Below are 19,815 nucleotides of genomic sequence, written 5' to 3'. Positions count from 1 at the left end.
GTTCGGGTTCGAGGTTCTAGGTTCGCGCCGCGCGTCAGTGCGCGATGCAGACGGATTTGGTTTCGGTGAAGCCTTCGATCGCGTACTGGCCGAACTCGCGGCCGATGCCCGATTGCTTGTAGCCGCCGAACGGCATCGACGGGTCGAGCGGGATATGGCAGTTCACCCACACGGTGCCGGCCTCGATCTGCGGCACGAGATTCATCACGCGCTTCAGGTCGTTGCTCCAGATGCTCGCGGCGAGGCCGTACGGCGACGCGTTCGCGAGGCGCACGGCGTCGGCCGCGTCGTCGAACGGCACGACGACGATCACCGGGCCGAACACCTCGTCGCGCACGATCGCGCTGTCCGGATGCGGATCGGCGATCACGGCCGGCTTCACGAAATAGCCGGGCAGGTCGTCGGCCGGCGTGCCGCCCGCAAGGAACGTGAGGCCGGCGCGGCGCGCGCCTTCGATGTGCTGGACGACCTTGTCGCGATGGTGCGCGGAGACGAGCGGGTTGATCTGCGCGGTCGTGTCGAGGCCCGCGCCGAGCTTCATCGACTGCGCGACGCCCGTGAGGCCGTCCGCGAGCTGCGCGAACTTGCTGCGATGCACATAGATGCGCGACGCGGCCGCGCACACCTGCCCCTGGTTGAAGAACGCGCCGGCGGCGACGCCGTCGAGCGCCTGCGCGACGTCGATGTCGTCGAGCATCACGATCGGGTTCTTGCCGCCGAGTTCGAGCGAGAAGCGCGTCATGTTCTGCACGGCCGCCGCGCCGACCAGCTTGCCGGTCGCGGTCGAACCCGTGAACGAGATCTTTGCGATCGACGGATGGCTCGCGAGCGCGGCGCCGCACGTGCGGCCGCCCGTGACGACGTTGAACGCGCCGGGCGGCACGCCGGCTTCGCGCGCGAGTTCGGCAACGCGCAGCGCGGTGAGCGGCGTTTCCGGCGACGGCTTCAGCACGATCGTGCAACCAGCCGCGAGCGCGGGAATCAGCTTCCACACCGCGATCATCAGCGGGAAATTCCACGGCACGATCGCGGCGACCACGCCGACGGGCTCCTTGCGCGTATAGGCCGTATAGCGCGTGCCGGGCGGGAACGGGATCGACACGTCGAGCGTCTGGCCGGTGATCTTGGTCGCCCAGCCGGCCATGTAGCGCACGTATTCGACGCTCGCGCCGACCTCGATCGCGCGCGACACGTGGATCGACTTGCCCTGGTTCAGCGTCTCGAGCTGCGCGAGCGTTTCGGCGTCGCGTTCGATCAGGTCGGCGAGCTTCAGCAGGATGCGTTCGCGGTCGGCCGGACGCAGGCCGCTCCACACGCGCGTGTCGAACGCGTGCTTCGCGCTGGCGACCGCGCGATCGACGTCGTGCTCGTCCGCATCCGCGACCGTTGCGAGCCGCTCGCCCGTCGCGGGGTCGTACACGTCGAGCCGCGCTGCCGCGTGCGCGGGCTGCATTTCACCGTCGATGAAGAGGCCGAAATCGCGCGCAACGAAGGTGCGCACGGTGTCGCTGACGGCGACGAAGTTCGTGGTGCTCATAGGCGTCTCGATGATTGTCGTGGCTGGACCGCGTGCGCGTGGGCACGCGGGCGTCGGACCACTGTATCGACGACGGATCGCGCTCGGTGAGCGCAAATTGGCAGCGCGTGGGGTGCGCTTGCAGTTGCAAACAACGGACCGCGTAATCGGCAACGAAAGGCGTTACAGAAACAGCGCCCCGACCAGCTCGGTGCGGTTCGACACGCCGAGCTTGCGATACATGCGCATCAGGTGCGTCTTGACGGTCGGCTGGCCGAGCGCGAGATCGCGCGCGATCTCCTTGTTCGAACGGCCGTCGCGCACGAGGCGCGCGATCTGTTCCTCGCGGTAGGTCAATCGTTCCTCGCAACCGATCCGGTGAATCCCGCGCCGCGTGCGCAGCAGCGGGCTCAGCGCGGCTTCGGCGACAGGCTGCAGCCGCACGAGCGCATCGATCTCGCCCGGCGCGAACCGGCCCGCCGTGCTGTTCCCTGCCGCACCTCCGCCCGCTTCACCCATTCCGAAGCGCAGCAACGAAAACGCACCTACCGTGCGGCCCGCGTCGCGCAGCCAGATCTCGACGACGTCGGCCACGTCGTGCCGCCGCAGGAAACGGGTCCAGTACGCGGACGCCTCGCGTCTTTCGTCAGGCAATTGGGAAGCGAGCGTGACGACCGCGCGCTCACCCGCCGCGCAACGCGATGGATGCAGCGGATCGAGCATCCGGTAGCGCGCGACATAGGTGCGATGCATCGACTCCGGCATCCCGAACAGCTCGAAATCGGCCGGTTCGCCGCTCTGGTCGAGCCGGTAGAACACGATCGCGGACGGGCTCGCGAACGCGTCGAACGCGTCCACGCACGCGCGCAGCGCACGTTGCCAGTCGGCGGCGTCCTGATCGGCGGGAACGGATGGGGTCGGCACGGAGGAATCGGCTGGCGGGCGAAGGCGTCGAAGTTCGGGCCAGCCTACCGGCGCCGAAAAGCGCCGGTGAGCACAAATCGGCAAATCGTCCCGGTGTGGCCGGGTTGACCGCGTGGGTCAGAACGATGTGGGCGCGACGGTGCGCGCGCCCTCTCGCCTTCTGTCAGCGCGCGTTCGCGGCGAACGTGTCGCAGGCGCTCACCTCGCCCGCCTCCATCCCGCGTCTCAGCCAGTACACGCGCTGGTCGCTGCTGCCGTGCGTGAAGCTTTCAGGTACGACATAACCCTGCCCTTGCCGCTGCAGCCGATCGTCGCCGATCGCGGCGGCCGCCTTCAGCCCCTGCTCGAAATCGCCGGGTTCCATCAGCCGCTGGTTCGCACGCTGAGCGTTGTTCGCCCACACGCCGGCGAAGCAATCGGCCTGCAGTTCCATCCGCACCGACAGCGCGTTCGCGCGCGCTTGGCTCGAACGCCTGCGCGCGGCGTCGACCTTGTCGGAAATGCCGAGCAGGTTCTGCACGTGATGGCCGACTTCGTGCGCGATCACGTAAGCCTGCGCGAAATCGCCGCCCGCGCCGAAACGCTTGCGCAGTTCGTCGTAGAAACCGAGATCGATATAGACCTTGCGGTCGGCCGGACAGTAGAACGGCCCCATCGCCGTCTGGCCCGTGCCGCATGCGGTCGGCGTCGAGTTCGTGAACATCACGAGCTTCGGCGGCTCGTACTGCGCATGCAGCTGGGTGTTGAACACGCCTGTCCACGTGCGCTCGATATTGCCGAGCACCTTGCGCGTAAACACCGAGCCCGGATCGTTCGCCGGCGCGCCCTGGCGCTGTGTCGGCGCGGGCTGCGCCTGCTGCTGGCGGCCCTGCAGCGCCGATGCGCCTTCGAGCACCACGCGCGGGTCGATCCCGAAGAAATACGACGCGGCCAGCGCAACCACGATCGTGCCGATGCCGATTGTCGCGCCGCGCCCGCCGCCGAAACCGCCGGCGCCGCGGCGGTCCTCGACGTTCATGCTTTCTCTTTCGTCATCCAGCCTCATTGCCGGCCCCTCCCTTCCTTGTCGATGGTCCGGCCGCGCCAGCGCGCAACCGGGCGATACCCCGTGGTGACACGATCCATCGGCAGACGCGATGCCTGCGCATCGGGCGCATGCTCGCGCCGATCCCGCCGGCCTGCCGCTTCGCACGCACGACGGAATCGGCCGGCCGACGCGCCGCGCGTCGATGCGCGCGCTCGCCCGCGCTATTTTGCCGGGCTTTCGTGACTTATCCCAAAAATGTGGAGGATAGAGCGATTCGGCGCCGGACATCGTCAGCTTTTGCAAAATGGACCACGGCCGTAGCGGCGGGCCGGACGCCGTCCGCATTCATCCTTTCGGCTGATACCGGCGCTCGCCCGCGCCGCCTAAAGTGACCGGCAACGCCCCCCCTTCCGGAGAACGACATGACGCACCAGCAACCCCGCACGATCGCGATCACCGGCGCGGGCACCGGCATCGGCGCAGCATGCGCGCGCCGCTTCGCCGGCCGCGGCGACCGCGTCGTGCTGATCGGGCGGCGTCAGGCGCCGCTCGACGCGCTGGCCGCCGAGACGGGCGGCCTCGCGCTAGCCGGCGACGCCGCAAGCACCGCCGACTGGGCCGGCTTCCTGCCGCGGATCGCCGAACGCTTCGGCCGCGTCGACGCGCTCGTCGCGTGCGCAGGCGGCCACGGCGTCGGCCGCGCGGACGAAACCGGCGACGCGCAGTGGCGCGACGCAATGCACGCGAACCTCGACACCGCGTTCGTCAGCGCGCGTGCGTGCCTGCCGGACCTGATCGCGCAGCGCGGCAGCATCGTGCTGGTCGCGTCGATCGCGGCGCTCGCAGCCGGCCCCGGCGTATGCGGCTATACGGTCGGCAAGCACGCGGTGCTCGGTCTCACGCGGTCGCTCGCCCGCGACTACGGCCCGCACGGCGTGCGTGCGAACGCCGTGTGTCCGGGCTGGGTCCGCACACCGATGGCCGATGCGGAAATGGAACCGTTGATGGCCGCACATGGCGACACGCTCGACGATGCGTATGCACGCGTCAGCGCCGACGTGCCACTGCGGCGCGCGGCCGATCCGCACGAAATCGCGGCCGTGTGCGCGTTTCTCGCGTCGCCCGATGCATCGTTCGTGACCGGCGCGACGCTCGTCGCAGATGGCGGTGCGATGGTCGTCGACGTGCCGACGCTCGCGTTCGACAAGCTTTGATGCGCGAGGGCACGCCGCCCGCGTGATGCGTCGCTGCGGGCGGCGTTCCGTGCGACGTCCTCCGGCACTCCGACGCCCGCAACGGCACGCTCACCGCGCCGCCCGCTCGTTTCCCGCTCCAAAAATCCGCTACCATCGACCGATCCCGCCGCCCCGCCCGGCGCCGCCTCACCGCTCGGACTTCGATGAACATCCGGTTTCTTGAAACCTTCGTCTGGCTCGCGAAGCTCGAAAACTTCCGGCTGACCGCCGAAAAACTGCACACGACGCAAGCCGCCGTGTCGAGCCGCATCGCATCGCTCGAAGAGGCGTTCGACGTGCGCCTGTTCGACCGCAACACGCGCTCGGCCACGCTCACGCCCGCGGGCCGGCGCATGCTGGCCTATGCCGAGCGGATCGTGCGGCTCGACGGCGAAATGCGGCGCGACATCGACGCAGCGAGCGATGCCGGCCTGATCCGGATCGGCGTGATCGAATCGATCGTGCACAGCTGGTTTCCAGCGCTGATGGCGCAACTGCGCGAGCGCTATCCGCGGCTCGACGTCGAGATCACGAGCGACACGACACTGCACCTGATCCGCCTGCTCAGCACCGACGGCGTCGACCTGATCCTGCAGACCGATCCGGTGCCGGGCCCCGATTTCACGAACCTGCCACTGTGCGAATTCCCCGTGCGCTGGGCGGCAAGCCCGCGCCTCGGGCTCGGCGGCCAGCCGCTCGACGTCGCACGCCTCGCGGAATTTCCGATCATCAGCTTCTCGCGCCACTCGGGGCCGCACGCGACGATCGAGCGGCTGTTCGCGGCCGTCGAGCGGCCGGCCAGCATCAACTGCATCACGTCGGTCGCCGCGATGATCCGCCTCGTCGCCGACGGCCTCGGCGTGGCTGCGCTGCCGCCCGCGATCATCGGGCGCGAACTGCACGAAGGCGCGCTCGAACTGCTCGACGTCGAACCCGAATTCCCCGCGCTGCCGCTCGTCGCGACCTACCGCAGCCAGGGCCTGCCGGTCGCCGCACGCATCGCGGAACTGGCGAGCGAGATCGCGCGCGCGATGCCGGCCGCCGCGAGCATCGCGAAGCCGGCCGCATCGGCCAGCCCCGAACCCGTCGACGCATCGACCGCCCGTACGACGGCCAAAACAAAGACAACAGCGAAGCGGACGGCGAAATCCGCGCAGCCCGCCGCCACGCCGGCCAAACGCCGCCCGCGCCGCTCATAAGAAAACCTGTTCACCGCGAATTTGTTTTCTTGTTGGACGGGCGCGGCCCGTCTTCGGGAAACTGCGGTTCCTGACACACCCCCGTCACGAGGAACCCCGCGATGACCCGCCTTTCCCTTCCGCACGGCCAGCTTTGCGTCTGGACGGATATCGACCCCGCGCACGAAGCCGATTTCAACGCGTGGTACGACCGCGAGCACATGCAGGAACGTGTCGCGATTCCCGGCTTCACGCACGCACGGCGCTTTCGCGCGACCGACGGCGGCCCGCGCCAGTATCTCGCGCTGTACGTGACGGACACGCTCGACGTGTTCCGTAGCGACGCGTACCGGCGCGCATTCACGCAGCAGACCGCGTGGTCGCTCGCGAACTTCGAACGGATGACGGGCACGCAACGGCGCGTCGGCGAACTGACGATCGAGGCCGGCGACGGCGAAGGCGCGCATCTCGCGCTGTTCGTGCTGCCGCCGGAACGCATCGACGTGCTGCAACTGCGCGAGCGCTTCGACGCCGCGCTGCAGGAACCAGGCATTCACGCGGCGCGACTCTTCCGCACCGCGCCCGACCTGTCCGCGCCGATCGGCGCCGATGCGACCGGCCGCCCGGCCGCCGACGCGCTCGTGCTGATCGAAGGCAGCGACGCGGCCGCGACACGCCGCGTGGCCGCCGCACTCGCCGGGCACGACGACGTACGCACCTTCGACCTGCTGTGGCGCGCCGCCGCGCCGCTGCCGGTTGCGCGCCGCGACGCCGAAGCCGACGCCGAACCGGCCGCCGCCGCGCTGCCTGCCTGAACGCCGACGCCGGCCGCGCCGCTTCTGCACGCGGCCGATGCGTCGGCCAAGCGCTTGATCCCGTTCTCCGTCACGACAGGCCCGAACCCATGAGCACTCTCGCCCAGCCCGCCGCCCACGCGCCCCGCCGCGTCCGCAACAGCCGACTCGCGACCGCGAGCATGATCGGCACGTCGCTCGAGTGGTACGACTTCACGATCTACAACACGCTCGCCGCGCTCGTCTTCAACCACCTGTTCTTCCCGTCGGTCGATCCGCTGGCCGGCACGATCCTCGCGTTCTCGACCTATGCGGTCGGCTACGTGTCGCGCCCGCTCGGCGGCTTCGTGTTCGGCAATCTCGGCGACCGCATCGGCCGCCGCGCGGTGCTGATGCTCACGCTCGTGCTGATGGGCGTGACGACCGCGCTGATGGGTGCGCTGCCGACCTATGCGCAGGCCGGCATCCTGAGCCCGATCCTGCTCGTCGCGCTGCGCTTCGTGCAGGGCGTCGCGCTCGGCGGCGAATGGGCCGGCGCGGTGCTGCTGTCGGTCGAGCATGGCGACCAGAACCGGCGCGGGCTGTCCGCGTCGTGGACGCAGATGGGCCCGTCGTTCGGCACGCTGCTCGGCACCGGCTGCATTGCGCTCGTGACGCTGTCGACCACGTCCGCGAACTTCCTGTCATGGGGCTGGCGCGTGCCGTTCGCGGCCAGCGCGCTGCTCGTCGTGTTCGGCTTCTGGCTGCGGCGCGGCGTCGACGAAACGCCGCAGTTCGAGCAGCTCGCCGAATCGCATGCGACCGCCGAAGTGCCCGTCGCCGACGTGCTGAAGTACCACTGGCGGCGCCTGCTGATCGCGGGCGGCGCGCGGATCGGCTCGGACGTGCTGTATGCGCTGATCGTCGTGTTCACGCTGACCTACGTGACGACCGTGCTGCACCTGTCGCGCCCCGTCGCGCTGACGGCCGTGATGGTCGGCACGGCCTGCAACGCGCTCGCGGTGCCGTTCTTCGGCGCGCTGTCGGACCGCTTCGGACGCCGGCCCGTGTACCTCGCCGGCGCGATCGCCGGCGTCGTGTGGGCGTTCGTATTCTTCGTGATGCTCGATTCGGCGCGCCCCGGTGCGATCGTCGCGGCCGTCGCGATCGGCCTCGTGATCCATGCGGTGATGTACGGCCCGCAGGGCGCGTTCGTGACCGAACAGTTCCCGACGCGCGTGCGCTATGCGGGCTCGTCGCTCGCGTACACGCTCGCCGGCATCGTCGGCGGCGGCTTCGCGCCGCTCGTGATCGCCACGCTGTTCCGGCAGACGGGTACGACGACGGCCGTGTCGCTGTACGTCACCGCAGCGCTCGTCGTCACGTCGATCGCACTCCTCGCCGCGCGCGAGACCGCGCACCGGCCGCTCGCGGAATGAGCGCCGCCGCAAGCCGATTCATTCCTTCGCACTTCAAACGGATATCCGCATGCAAGCCCTGTCGTTCAACGTGATTTCCCGGCAACGCGCGCCTGCCGCCGTCGACGTCGAGATCGAGCGCGTCGTGATTGCCGGCTGGGCCGGCCGCGATCCGGCGGCGATCCGCGCGCACATCGACGAACTCGCGGCGCTCGGCGTCGCGCCGCCTTCGACCACGCCGTGCTTCTATCGCGTGTCGTCCGCGCTGCTGACGCAGGCGCCGTCGATCGGCGTACTCGGCGCACGCTCGGGCGGCGAGATCGAATGCGTGCTGCTCGACAGCCCGGCCGGCACGCTGGTCACGGTCGGCTCCGATCATACGGATCGCGAAGTCGAGGCGTATGGCGTCGCGGTGTCGAAGCAGGTGTGCGCGAAACCGCTCGGGTGCGACGCGTGGCTTTACGCGGATGTCGCCGCTCACTGGGATGCGATCGAGATGCGTTCGTGGCTGATCGCGCGTGACGGCGAGCGGATTGCGTATCAGCACGGCGCGGTCAGCGGCCTGCTCGCGCCGGACGCGCTGTGGCAGCGCTTCGACGATCGCCGCACGATGCCCGCGCGCTGCGCGATGTATGGCGGCACGGTCGCCGTGCATGGCGCGATCGCGGCGATGGGCGACGGCGACGCGTTCGAGATGGAACTGCACGACCCGGTGCTCGGGCGCAGCCTTCGGCACCGGTATGCGGTCGAGGTGTTGCCGGTCGTGGCGTGACGGGGAACAGCGGGCCTGACGGATGCCGAAGTGAAAGGCGTGCACGCATGCTTTCATGCCCGCACGTTTCGTTCGCCTCAGCCTCTCGCGCCGCCGTTCAACGCAAGCACCCCAACCCCGCCAGCGTCGCCTCCACCGCCGTATCGAGCGGCGTCAACGGCTCGCGGCCGAGCACCGCCGTCACCCGCGCGTTGTCCATCCTGAGCGGCTCGCGCCACAGATAGCGCATCTCCAGCATCTCGCGCAGCGTCGTGACGAACGGCGCCGCGGCCCACACGAGCCACCACGGAAAGCGCCGCACCGCCGGCCGCATTCCGTGCCGCTGCGCCACGCGACTGATGGCCTCGGCCATCTGCGTGCCGTCCGCGTCCCAATGCCCGCCGAGATGGAAGCGCGCAAACGGCTCCAGCGTGTCGCGCCGCTCGATCAGCTCGACCATCGTGCGCGCGACGTCCGGCAGATACGCCCACTGATGGCCAACGCCCGGCCGCCCCGGCACGCTGATGGTCGAGACGGGCCGCCCCGGCTTGATCAGCCCCTGCGCAAACCAGTTGTTACCGGCACGCGCCCCGAAGAAATCGCCCGCGCGCACGATGATCGTGCGGACGCCCTGCGCGGTCGCTTCCTGCAGCCGCCGCTCGAGTTCGACGCGGATCGCGCCCTTGCGGGTCGTCGGATGCTGCGGTGCGTCTTCGCGCAGCACCGGAAACGCGTCGGCACCGTAGTTGTAGACCGTGCCGGGCAGCACGACGGTCGCCTGCGCCACCGTCGCCGCCGCGATCGTGTTGTCGATCATCGGCAGCACCTGCGTCGGCCAGTTCCGGTATCCGGGCGGGTTCACCGCGTGCACGATCACGCTGCAGCCGCGCGCGGCCCGCACCACCGCCTCGCGATCCAGCGCGTCGCCGCGCATCCATGTGATGCCGTCGCGCTCCACGACGTCGGCATCGAGCCCGCGCTTGAGCGCGCGCACCTGCCAGCCGGCATCGCGCAACTGCCGCGCGACTTCCCCGCCGATCCCGCCGCTCGCGCCGAGTACGAGTGCCTGTCGTTGCGTCGCACCTGCGTTCGTCGTCATTGCCGTTCTCCTTGAATGAAACCGTCGTGAGATGCATTCTGGCGGGCGGAAGGCTAATAAGGAATTGCATAGTATCGGATATCAGCTATACATTTATGTATGACCACCGATCTGAACTGGGAACGCTACCGCACCTTCCTCGCGGTGCTGACGGAAGGCTCGCTGTCCGGCGCGGCGCGCGCGCTCGGCATCACGCAGCCGACGGCCGGCCGCCACGTCGCGGCGCTCGAGGCCGCCTTCGGCCAGACACTGTTCACGCGCTCGCCGTCGGGCCTGCTGCCGACCGAGGCGGCGCTCGCGCTGCGCGGCCATGCGGAGGCGCTGCGCAGCGCGGCGGCCGCGTTCGAGCGCGCGGCCGCGAGCCACGGCGCCGGCGTGCGCGGCACCGTGCGGATCTCGGCCAGCGACGTGATCGCCGTCGAGGTGCTGCCGCCCATGCTCGCGCAATTGCGGCGCGATCATCCGGGGCTCGTCATCGAACTGGTGCCGACCGACCGCATCCAGGACGTGCTGAACCGCGAGGCCGACATCGCGGTGCGGATGGCGCCTCCCGCGCAGGACGCGCTCGTCGCGCGGCGCGTCGGCGCGATCGAGGTCGGGCTGTATGCGCGCGACGACTACGTGGCGCGCAACGGCGTGCCCGCGACGATCGACGAACTCGCGCATCACGCGCTGATCGGCTTCGATACCATCACGCCGTTCATCCGCTCGGCAGGGCGCGGGATGCCGCTATGGAAGCGCGATGCGTTCGCGCTGCGCACCGACAGCAACCTCGCGCAGCTCGCGATGATCCGCGCCGGCTACGGCGTCGGTTTCTGCCAGACGGGGCTCGCGAAGCGCGACGTGCGGCTCGTGCGCGTGCTGCCGGACGGGCCCGCGATGAAGCTGGAAACCTGGGTCGTGATGCACGAGGACCTGCGGACGAGCCCGCGCTGCCGGGCCGTGTTCGATGCGCTGGCGGACGGGCTGCGCGCGTATGCCGACGGAGAAGCCGCCGAATAAAAGGCTCGAATTGCCCGGACGGTACTACTCGTAGATTTTCCCGGCGAACAGGATGTCCGCCATGCGCCGCCATGGATTGTCAGGCACGTCGTAGAAGCGCAATCCTTCCTCCGACGCTTCGGCCCAGTCGACCATCGCCTCCAGGTACTCGCCGATCGAGCGGTTTTCCCAGCCGAGCGCGGCACGCGCGTATGGCGACGGCGGCACGTCGGCTTCGAGCTGCCGCTCCGTGTTCCAGTCATGGCCGAGTACGCGCAGGAAATGGATCAGCGAGCGCTCGTCGACCACACGCTCCAGCGCGTCCTGCAGCCTGTCGGCCATCTGGCTTTTCAGTTCGTCGTTCATGCTCATGCGTAGGCCCTCTCCCGCGTCTCTCGAATACGCGCCGCTGCATGTCGCGCGGCGCGTTTTTACATCAGCAATTGCCGCGACAGCACCTCGCGCGCCTGCGTGACGGTTTCGCGTTCGCCCGGCATCGGCGGCGTCAGCGAAAACACCGCGTCGGGCAGCGGCGGCAGCCGGTATTTCGCGCCGAGCCGCATCATGCCGTCGCCGATCGCCGACGCGCACAGGCAGCCGACACCGAGCCCCGCCGCGAGCATCGACTGCAGCCCCGCGACACCCGACGCGCTGTGCACGAGCACGTACGGCATGTGCTGCTCGTCGAGCGAGCGCACCGCGATCTGATGCATCATGCAGTCGTCCGGCAGCAGCACGAGCGGCAGCGGCTCGGGCAATTGCTCCGCGAGCGCGGGCGACGCGACCCACGACAGCGGCTCGCGCCGCAGCACCCAGCGCGTGTCGGCCGACGCCGGCCGGAACGGCCCGCTCGACAGGTTCATCACGACGCCGAGATCGATCTGCCCTCTCGCGTGCGCCGCCTCGATGTCCGCGCTCTTCATCGCGCTCACGTGCAGGCTCAGTTGCGGGTAGCACTCCCGCAGCCGCGCCAGCAGGCCCGCGACTTCATTCGTCCGGTAATAGTCGGTGATCGCGACGCGCAGCTCGCCCTTGATCGCCTGCCCGCGCAGCTCGTCGAACGCGGCCTCGTTCAGCGCGACGATCCGCCGTGCGTGCTGCAGCAGCCGCGTGCCGGCCGGCGTCGGCTCGACGCCGCGCTTGCTGCGCACGAACAGCGGCATGCCGGCGCGCAATTCGAGCTTGCGCACCTGCTCGCTGACCGTCGACTGCGACAAGTGCAGCAGCGGCGCGGCGGCCGTCAGGCTGCCGGCGTCCGCGACCGCCGCGAAAGTGCGCAACTGGTCCAGATCGAAACCGCGCATCGCCATTCTCCATCCATCGATTAACCCGATGGATGCTACCATCCTTTCCCGCTTTTCCGATTCGTCGACCGCACCCAGAATACGGGGTCAATGGCCGGCCTGCACCGCGCGCGCATACGGCCCTCATTCTTTTCGGACCCTTCGTTCATGACGAACCACACTCTTGCCCCTTGCGCACCGGCCGGCGCGGCTGCCGCGGCGACGCCGCGCAGCCATCATGGCTGGGCGCTCGTGGTCCTGCTGGTCGGCGCCATTCTGCCGCCGCTCGACTACTTCATCGTGAATCTCGCGCTGCCGGCCATCCGCGACGGCATCGGCGCGCGCCCGGCCGAGCTCCAGCTCGTCGTGTCGGCCTATGCGTGCGCGAGCGCGGTCGTGCAGATCACGGGCGGCCGCCTCGGCGACCTGTACGGCCGCAAGCGCATGTTCATGCTGGGCATGGCCGGCTTCGTGCTCGCGTCGACGCTGTGCGGGCTCGCCGGCAGCGGCGCGGTGCTCGTCGGCGGCCGCGTGCTGCAGGGCCTGTTCGCTGCGATCCTCGCGCCGCAGGTGCTCGCGACGATCCGCAGCGTGTTCAGCCCGCAGGAACAGGTGCGCGTGATGGGCTTCTACGGTTTCGCGTTCGGCCTCGCGGCCGTGATCGGCCAGCTCGGCGGCGGCGCGCTGATCAGCCTGCATCCGTTCGGGCTAGGCTGGCGCGCGATCTTCCTCGTCAATCTGCCGATCGGCATCCTTGCGCTGATCGGCAGTTGGCGCTTCATCCCGGAAAACCGGCCACCGCGCGGCCAGCGCATCGACGTGCCGGGCACGGTGCTGATGTCGCTGTTCCTGCTGATGCTCGTGTATCCGCTCACGCAGGGCCGCGAGGCCGGCTGGCCGCTGTGGATGATCGCGTGCGTCGTCGGCGCGCTGCCGATGCTCGGGGCGCTGCTGGCGGTCGAGGCGGGCCGGCTTGCGCGCGGCCGCGATCCGCTGCTCGACGTGCGCCTGTTCCGCAACCCGGTCGTCGCGCTCGGGCTCTTGCTCGCGTTCCTGTTCTACATGCTGAGCGCGTTCTTCCTGAGCTACGGGATCTATCTGCAGGGCTGCCTGAACTGGTCGCCGCTCGCGTCCGGGTTCGCGATCCTGCCGCTCGGGCTCGGCTTCCTCGCGAGCCCGCTGCTGATGCCGCGCCTCGTCGGCCGGTTCGGCGGTTATCGCGTGCTCACGCTCGGCTTCGTCATGCTCGCGGCCGGCGTCGCGACCGCCGCCGCGCTCGCCCGCGAAGGCGCGCCGGGGCCAGGCTTCTACGCGGGCATCGCGGCGATCGGCATCGGGCAAGGGCTCGTACTGCCGTCGGTCGTGCGGATCGTGCTTGCGGAAGTCGACGCGGCCCGCGCGGGCGTCGCGTCAGGGATGGTCAGCGCGATGCTGCAGATCGGCGCGGCCGTCGGCGCCGCAACGATCGGCGGCGTGTTCTTCGCGCGGCTCGGCGTGCATCCGGCCGCGGTCGATTACGTGCAGGGGTTCCGGACGTCGATGTTCACGCTGACCGCCGTATTGCTTGCGTGCATCGCACTGTCGACGGCACTCGGGCCGCTGCATCGGCGGCTGCATGCAGGTGCGTGACGCGGGGCGTGGATCGCACCGCCGGCGGGATCTGCGGCGGAAAGGTGAATGCACAGCCGCTCGCCGGCATTCGGCTCATCGGTGTTTTTTGCGTTGCGCCTGCCGCGCTTCCCACTCGGCCAGCTCGATGCGATAGCGCGCCAGCGCTTCGTCGTACAGGTCGAAGACGCACGGCGAGCAGCCGCTGTTGCAGCAGTCTTCCAGTTCAGGCTGTTCGGGCGGGGTCGGACGGGGATCGTCCTCGGACGGATCGGATGGATCGGTAGGGGCAGGCGTGGGCACGGCGAAGATCGAATGACGAGGAACGTTCACCAGTATAAGTGTATGCCGCCCGGCCTGCCGGCAGCGTCACGTCCGTCCGCAGACGCGTGCACACTGCCCGCTCGTTAGTTCGATGCACGCGATCCCGTCGGGTGCCGCGAGGCCCCTGTCGCACCGGACAGCGTTCTGGCGATGTCGTCGTGGTCGTCGTGCGGCGGTGGTCATGCGTTCATCCATAATGGCGCGACTGCCGGCGAAGCGGGCGGTGCGCGCCGAAAACGCGCTTTTCGTTGCGTTCCTGAATGCCGCCCTCCGTGCAGCCGCGTCTTTCCCACCGATCGCCAGGAGTCGAGTCATGGCTGAAGCAGTGAATCCGCCGGAAGTCTGGGCGCCGTTCGGCGCGTTCTCGATGGCCGTGATCCAGGGAGACGGCCGGATCGTGCATCTGAAGGGGCAAGTCGCGCTCGACCGCGACGGACAACTGGTCGGCCACGGCGACATGCGCATGCAGGTGCGGCAGACGCTCGACAACATCCGCGACGTGCTGGCCGCGATGGGCGGGCAAATGCGCGATGTGATCTCGCTCGTCCACTACGCGACCGACATCGATGCATTCATGCAGGCCGGCGATATCCGCAAGACCTGCTTTGCCGAACCCTATCCCGTGACGACGACCGTTCAGGTCGAGCGTCTCTACCATCCGGATTTGCTGATCGAGATCGCGGCCGTTGCCGAAATTCCGCTGACGCGATTTCGGCGGCCTTCGCCTCACGCGTGAATCACGGCCGTCCCGCGCCACAGTGCGCGCCGGACGGGGTACCACCGGCCGACGCGCATGCAAGATCCGCGCTTACTTCGCCTGCGCACCCGGCTTCACGGCATCCGCGCCCGACTTGTCGCCCAGCGGCTGCCACGCAGCGCCGAGCGCATACCAGTCGATGCGGCGCGTGAGCGTCATGATGCCGGCGAGGATCGCGAACAGCAGCAGCGAACCGAGCATCAACGCGTTGTCCTCCGACAGCAGCAGCCCGTAGAGCGCCGCGTACAGCATCGCGAGCAGCGCCGCGAACGTCGCGCCGCGCTTCACGCTGTGCAGCACGAACGACAGGTAGAAGCCGAGCAGCCCGATGCATGCGCCGCTCGCCGCGAGATACGCATGACCGAACGCGATGTGCTCGGACAGGCTCAGCAGCAGCAGGAAGAACAGCGCGAGCGACAGCCCGACCAGCAGGTACTGGATCGGGTGAATGCGCAGCCGCTTCGCGAGTTCGTACATGAAGAAGCTCGCGAACGTGAGCATCACGAACAGCGCGCCGTACTTCGTCGCGCGTTCGGCCTGCAGATAGACGTTCACGGGTTCGATCACCGATACCGACGCCATCTCGATCGCCCCCTCCCCGTTGCCGGTCGCGACCTGCTCGCGCGCCTTCGTGTTGAACGACGTCACGTGCCAGTTGCTGGCGAAACCATGCGCATCGATCGTGCGCTCGCCCGGCAGGAACGCGCCGCCGAAGCTCGGATGCGGCCACGTCGATTTCAGCGAGAAATCGTTCTGGTCGGCCACCGGCGCGAACGCGACGGATTCCGCGCCCGCCAGCGGCAGGCCGATGCTGAACGGCACGACGGCCCCTGCATTTGCGTCCGCCAGCGCCGCGAGATCGATAGTCGCGTGCACGCCCTGGCGCAGGCTGTCCAGCCGCGTGCCCTGCTCCACGTCGTACCGCTTGCCGCCAAGGCGCAGGTCGGGCTGCGCCTTCAGCCCGCGAATGTCGCCGATGCCGATCGCGACATACGCACTGTCGACCGCGAAGCTCACGTGGCCGTCGGCCTGCGGCAGCTTCTTCAGGTCCGGCAGCATCAGCGTGCCCGTCAGCCGGCTATCCAGCCCGTACACGAGCGCCTTGTGGATGCCGCGATAGCGCACCTCGACCTTGAGCGTGCCGTCGACGTTCAGCGTCTTCGGAAACACGAGCAGGCGCTTCGTCTCGCTTCTCAGGCTCGTTTTCGCCGCGCCGCCGGCCGGCGTGTCGTCGCGCACGCGCGTGACTTCCGTGTAATGCACGACGAGCACCGGCCCCGTCACCGTCTGCGGCCCCGCGTAGCTGGCCCAGATGCTCTGCAATGCGCTCCGGCGATACTCGGCGCGTTCCTGCACGATGCTTTGGACCATCTGCAGCGGGATCAGGATCGCCAGCGCGAGAAACGCGGTGATCACGGACTTGAACAACAGGACTCGATTCATTGCTGACGGATACCGGAGTGGAAGATGCGGTCAGCATGAGCGGGCCCGGTGAAGGCCGATTGAAGCCGGTGTGAAGCGAATGTGTGGCGAGCGTGAAGCGCGCTCAGCCCGGCGACGGCAGCGTGAGCGTCGCGCACGCGCCGCCTTCGTCGCGGTTCGCGAGCGCGACCTGGCCACGATGCAGCATCGCGACTTCGCGGACGAAACACAGCCCGAGGCCCGTGCTGCGATCCTGCCCGTCCGGGCGCGGCAGCGAATAGAAGCGTTCGAATACCCGCGACAGCGCGTAGTCGGGCACGCCGGGGCCGTCATCGATAACGCGTACGACCGCGACATGCGCCCTGCCCGCCGGCTGCCGTTCGAGCGCGATCCGGATCGTGCTGCGTTGCGGCGCGAAATCCAGCGCGTTGTCGAGCAGGTTGCCGAGCGCCTGGCGCAGCAGGAACGGATCGCCTTCGACGACTGCCGGATCGGAAGCGTCGTTTGCGTCGATCCGCAGGCTCACGCCGCGCTGGCGCGCGCGCGGCTCGATATCCTCGACGAGCTGTTCGAGCACCGGCAGCAGCGCGACCGGCTCGTGTACCGACAGGCGCTGCTTCTGCTCGACTTCGGCCAGCGCGAGCAGCTTGCGGATCATCTGTTCGAGTCGGCCGGCCTGGCGGCGGATGTTTTCGGTGAAGCGCCGGCGGTTCGCGACCGGCATCTCTTCCTGCAGCAGCTCCGCCGCGCCGCTGATCGCGGCCAGCGGGCTTTTCATCTCGTGCGTGAGCGTATGGATGTAGGTTTCGACGTACTGCCGGTCCTCCAGACGCTGATGCATGCTCTCCACCGCGCGCCCGAGCTCGGCCAGCTCGTTCGCGCCCTGCAGCGGCATCGCCGCGCGCTCGCCGGCCGCGATCGCGCGCGCATAGCGTTGCAGCCGCCGTAGCCCGAGCACCAGCCACCATGTGCAGGCGGCGCCGATCAGGATCGCGCCGCCCATCAGCAACGCGCCGTACAGCATGATCTTGCGCTGGCTGCGCGCGATGAACGGCGCGACCGTCTGGTTCGGTTTCGCGATCGTCAGCACGCCGACGATCTCGTTCCCGCGCCGGATCGGCGCCGCGACGTGCATCACGGTGCTGCTGTCGTCGTTCGGATCGGCGCGCGTGCTGCGTGCGCCGTATTCGCCGCGCAGCGTCCGGTACACGTCGTTCCAGCGCGAATAGTCCTGCCCCACTGCGCTGCCGGTCGAGTCGTAGCGCACGATACCCTGCGCGTCGGTGATGTAGATGCGGTAGCTGATCGTATTCTTGTGCATGCCCCATACGTTCGCGCTGACCGGGCTCTCGTGCAGTTTTTGGAGTTGCCGCGCGAAGGCGCCGTCGGCGATATGCCCGTTCGCCATGTCGTCGGCGGCCAGCGTCGCCAGCACCTGCGCGGTGTCGACGAGCGTGTCCTCCATCGCTTCGCGCACACCGGGCTTCACTTCCTGCACGAACACGCGCAGCGTGATCAGCGCGGCAAGACCGACGATCAGGAAAAAGCCGAAGAAGATGCGCAGGCCGATATGCATGGCGGTGCAGGTCGTTACGGTTGCAGCGAATAACCCATCCCGCGATGCGTGCGGATCGGGTCGCGCTCGGGATCGATCGCGCGCAGTTTCGCGCGCAGCGTCTTGATGTGCGTGTCGACCGTGCGGTCGGCCGAATCGAGCGCCTCGTGCCATACGAGGTCCATCAACTGCTCGCGCGAATAGATGCGCCCCGGATGCCGGACAAGCAGCGCCAGCAGGCCGAATTCATAGCGCGTGAGGTCCAGCGCGTGGCCGAGCCACGACACGCGCGCGCCGGCGGTATCGAGCACGAAGCCCGGCGCGGTTGTCGCGGCCTGCGCATCTGCCGGCGCGGGCGTCGTTTGCGGCCTGGCTGTCCGGTAGAAGCGCCGCAGGATCACGCGCACCCGCGCGGCCAGCTCGCGCGGCGAAAACGGCTTGACCACGTAATCGTCGGCGCCGATTTCGAGCCCGACGATCCGGTCGATCTCGTCGTGCCGCGCGGTCAGGAAGATCACCGGCACGTCGGTGAACGTGCGCAGCCGCCGGCACACTTCAAAGCCGCTGAGGTCCGGCAGGCCGACGTCGAGCACGACCAGGTCGAAGCGCGTGTCGCGCAGTTGGTCGAGCGCCGCCTGCCCGAGCGTGCAGTGGACGGTCTGCATGCCGTCGGTGCCGAGGGCGTAGACGATCGTGTCCGCGATCGCCGTTTCATCTTCGACGATCAGGATCTTGGGCTGATTCATGGTCTCAGGCTGGGCTCGCGCGTTTCCGGTGCGACATTGTACGCACGGCCGGCCGCGGCGCGAGCCGCAATGCGGCGAGCCCCGCCCGCGCGCGCTACGCCACGCGGCCGCTCACCGGAATCGACGCGCCGGTGATCGCCTGTGCGTCGGCCGACAGCAGGAACCCGATCGTCGCCGCGATCTGTTCAGGCCGGACCCAGCGCGTGTAATCCGCGTCGGGCATGTCCGCGCGGTTCGGCGGCGTATCGATGATGCTCGGCAGGATCGCGTTCACCGTCACGCCGCGGTCGAGCAGTTCGGCCGCCAGCGCCTCGGTGAGACGCGCGACGCCGGCCTTCGCGGCCGCATAAGCGCCCATGCCCGCGCCGGCCTTGAACGCCGCGCCGGCGCCGATGTTGACGATACGTCCGGCCGGGCTCGCGACCAGGTACGGCAGCGCGGCCTTCGACGCGTTCAGCGCGGTCTTTACGTTCAACTCGTACATGCGGTCCCACGTGGCGGCGTCGCCGTCGGCGATCGTCTGCCATACGAACGCGCCGGCGATGTTCAGCAGCGCGTCGACCCGGCCGAATTCGCGGTTTACCGATTCGAGCGCGCGTGCGGCGGCCTGCGGGTCGACAAGGTCGATGCCGCCGATGCGCAGCGCGTCGGCCGGCACGCCGGGCAGCGTCTGCGCAGCCGGCGCGGCACCGCGGCCGATCAGCGCGACGCGTGCGCCGCGCTGGCCCAGCCATGCGGCCGTCGCGACGCCCAGATGACCGAATCCGCCGGTGATCGCGACTGCCTTGCCTTTCAGGTCGTGTTCCATCGATGTGCTCTCCTGGATCGAAGATGGGTGGTTGATGCATGAGTCATGCCGGCCGCGGCACGGACGTGCGCGGCCGGCGCTTCGACAGCGTAGCGCCGTTCACGCCTGCGTGCGCGCGGCGACTACGCTGCGGCGCAGTTCCTCCGTTGTTTCGCGCTGGTTGCCCGGACGTCAGCCCGGCGGCGGCATCGCGAAGCGGAACGCGGTCCATACGTCGCGGGCCGCCGCGACGCCGCAGGCGAGGCTCGCCCGGTGCTCGCGCTCGACGACGAACGGATTGCGCGAGGGGACCGGCGTGACAACGCCGTAGCGGCACGGCTCGTTCGGCTACACACGGCGACCGCGTGGCTGCCGACGGCGTCGGCGAGCCGATGCGCCGCGACTCCGCACGCGAGGCCCGACAGGCACGC

General features: G+C 69.2%; 19 protein-coding genes. 8 read left to right on the top strand and 11 right to left on the bottom strand.

The genetic code is table 11. The features are described 5' to 3' along the window. Positions 1-34: 34 nt before the first annotated feature. From BT264_RS26930 to BT264_RS26920, 3 genes are all read right to left on the bottom strand, one after another. On the bottom strand, positions 35-1,537 hold the full coding sequence (locus BT264_RS26930) for an aldehyde dehydrogenase family protein (protein WP_072442419.1): 1,503 nt from the start codon (positions 1,535-1,537) through the stop codon (positions 35-37). 162 nt (positions 1,538-1,699) lie between these two features. After that, positions 1,700-2,440, bottom strand: a complete 741-nt coding sequence (locus BT264_RS26925; RefSeq protein WP_072442417.1) for a helix-turn-helix transcriptional regulator — start codon at positions 2,438-2,440, stop codon at positions 1,700-1,702. A 163-nt stretch (positions 2,441-2,603) separates the two neighbouring features. After that, the gene (locus BT264_RS26920; RefSeq protein WP_072442415.1) at positions 2,604-3,485 is read right to left on the bottom strand and encodes a KPN_02809 family neutral zinc metallopeptidase; all 882 of its coding nucleotides are present in this window, start codon (positions 3,483-3,485) and stop codon (positions 2,604-2,606) included. A gap of 404 nt (positions 3,486-3,889) precedes the next feature. On the opposite strand from BT264_RS26920, the gene BT264_RS26915 reads away from it, so the two are divergent. The 5 genes from BT264_RS26915 (at position 3,890) to BT264_RS26895 (ending at position 8,843) form a co-directional block, all read left to right on the top strand. Further along, on the top strand, positions 3,890-4,681 hold the full coding sequence (locus tag BT264_RS26915) for an SDR family NAD(P)-dependent oxidoreductase (RefSeq protein WP_072442413.1): 792 nt from the start codon (positions 3,890-3,892) through the stop codon (positions 4,679-4,681). Between the two features lie 185 nt (positions 4,682-4,866). After that, complete coding sequence (locus BT264_RS26910; RefSeq protein ID WP_072442411.1) at positions 4,867-5,901, top strand: LysR family transcriptional regulator; 1,035 nt, start codon at positions 4,867-4,869, stop codon at positions 5,899-5,901. A 101-nt stretch (positions 5,902-6,002) separates the two neighbouring features. Next, the gene (locus tag BT264_RS26905; protein ID WP_072442410.1) at positions 6,003-6,695 is read left to right on the top strand and encodes a DUF4286 family protein; all 693 of its coding nucleotides are present in this window, start codon (positions 6,003-6,005) and stop codon (positions 6,693-6,695) included. Positions 6,696-6,784: 89 nt separating this feature from the next. Continuing rightward, on the top strand, positions 6,785-8,092 hold the full coding sequence (locus BT264_RS26900) for an MFS transporter (RefSeq protein WP_072442408.1): 1,308 nt from the start codon (positions 6,785-6,787) through the stop codon (positions 8,090-8,092). A gap of 49 nt (positions 8,093-8,141) precedes the next feature. Continuing rightward, positions 8,142-8,843 carry a DUF2848 domain-containing protein gene (locus tag BT264_RS26895; protein ID WP_072442406.1) on the top strand — a complete coding sequence of 234 codons (702 nt, stop codon included), beginning with the start codon at positions 8,142-8,144 and terminating at the stop codon, positions 8,841-8,843. Between the two features lie 97 nt (positions 8,844-8,940). Here BT264_RS26895 and BT264_RS26890 read toward each other — a convergent pair whose 3' ends face one another. After that, on the bottom strand, positions 8,941-9,921 hold the full coding sequence (locus tag BT264_RS26890; protein ID WP_072442404.1) for an NAD-dependent epimerase/dehydratase family protein: 981 nt from the start codon (positions 9,919-9,921) through the stop codon (positions 8,941-8,943). Between the two features lie 99 nt (positions 9,922-10,020). Between BT264_RS26890 and BT264_RS26885 the strand changes: the two genes are divergently transcribed. Beyond that, complete coding sequence (locus BT264_RS26885) at positions 10,021-10,923, top strand: LysR family transcriptional regulator (protein ID WP_072442402.1); 903 nt, start codon at positions 10,021-10,023, stop codon at positions 10,921-10,923. Positions 10,924-10,947: 24 nt separating this feature from the next. On the opposite strand, the gene BT264_RS26880 is transcribed toward BT264_RS26885, so the two are convergent. Then, positions 10,948-11,268, bottom strand: coding sequence for a DUF7660 family protein (locus BT264_RS26880; protein ID WP_072442517.1), 321 nt, complete (start codon positions 11,266-11,268; stop codon positions 10,948-10,950). Between the two features lie 65 nt (positions 11,269-11,333). Next, complete coding sequence (locus BT264_RS26875) at positions 11,334-12,206, bottom strand: LysR family transcriptional regulator (protein ID WP_072442515.1); 873 nt, start codon at positions 12,204-12,206, stop codon at positions 11,334-11,336. 147 nt (positions 12,207-12,353) lie between these two features. On the opposite strand from BT264_RS26875, the gene BT264_RS26870 reads away from it, so the two are divergent. Beyond that, the gene (locus tag BT264_RS26870) at positions 12,354-13,814 is read left to right on the top strand and encodes an MFS transporter (protein WP_072442400.1); all 1,461 of its coding nucleotides are present in this window, start codon (positions 12,354-12,356) and stop codon (positions 13,812-13,814) included. Positions 13,815-13,889: 75 nt separating this feature from the next. Here BT264_RS26870 and BT264_RS26865 read toward each other — a convergent pair whose 3' ends face one another. Then, entirely contained in the window at positions 13,890-14,096 is a 207-nt protein-coding gene (locus BT264_RS26865; RefSeq protein WP_072442398.1) for an oxidoreductase-like domain-containing protein, read from the bottom strand. A gap of 334 nt (positions 14,097-14,430) precedes the next feature. Between BT264_RS26865 and BT264_RS26860 the strand changes: the two genes are divergently transcribed. Continuing rightward, the gene (locus tag BT264_RS26860) at positions 14,431-14,853 is read left to right on the top strand and encodes a RidA family protein (RefSeq protein ID WP_072442396.1); all 423 of its coding nucleotides are present in this window, start codon (positions 14,431-14,433) and stop codon (positions 14,851-14,853) included. 72 nt (positions 14,854-14,925) lie between these two features. Here the strand turns inward: BT264_RS26860 and creD are convergent, their stop codons facing one another. The 4 genes from creD to BT264_RS26840 form a co-directional block, all read right to left on the bottom strand. Further along, positions 14,926-16,317, bottom strand: coding sequence for a cell envelope integrity protein CreD (creD, locus tag BT264_RS26855; RefSeq protein WP_072442394.1), 1,392 nt, complete (start codon positions 16,315-16,317; stop codon positions 14,926-14,928). A gap of 103 nt (positions 16,318-16,420) precedes the next feature. Then, positions 16,421-17,872, bottom strand: a complete 1,452-nt coding sequence (gene creC / locus BT264_RS26850) for a two-component system sensor histidine kinase CreC (protein WP_072442392.1) — start codon at positions 17,870-17,872, stop codon at positions 16,421-16,423. A 14-nt stretch (positions 17,873-17,886) separates the two neighbouring features. After that, a complete protein-coding gene (gene creB, locus BT264_RS26845) occupies positions 17,887-18,597 on the bottom strand; it encodes a two-component system response regulator CreB (RefSeq protein WP_072442390.1) in 711 nt (236 codons plus the stop codon). A 94-nt stretch (positions 18,598-18,691) separates the two neighbouring features. Then, positions 18,692-19,405, bottom strand: coding sequence for an SDR family NAD(P)-dependent oxidoreductase (locus BT264_RS26840; protein ID WP_072442388.1), 714 nt, complete (start codon positions 19,403-19,405; stop codon positions 18,692-18,694). Positions 19,406-19,815 lie beyond the last annotated feature (410 nt).

Source organism: Burkholderia sp. NFPP32, assembly GCF_900119325.1.
GTDB classification, from domain to species: domain Bacteria; phylum Pseudomonadota; class Gammaproteobacteria; order Burkholderiales; family Burkholderiaceae; genus Burkholderia; species Burkholderia pyrrocinia_C.
The sequence above is the reverse complement of the archived record's forward strand: the minus strand, read 5'-3'. Positions and strand labels throughout refer to the sequence as shown.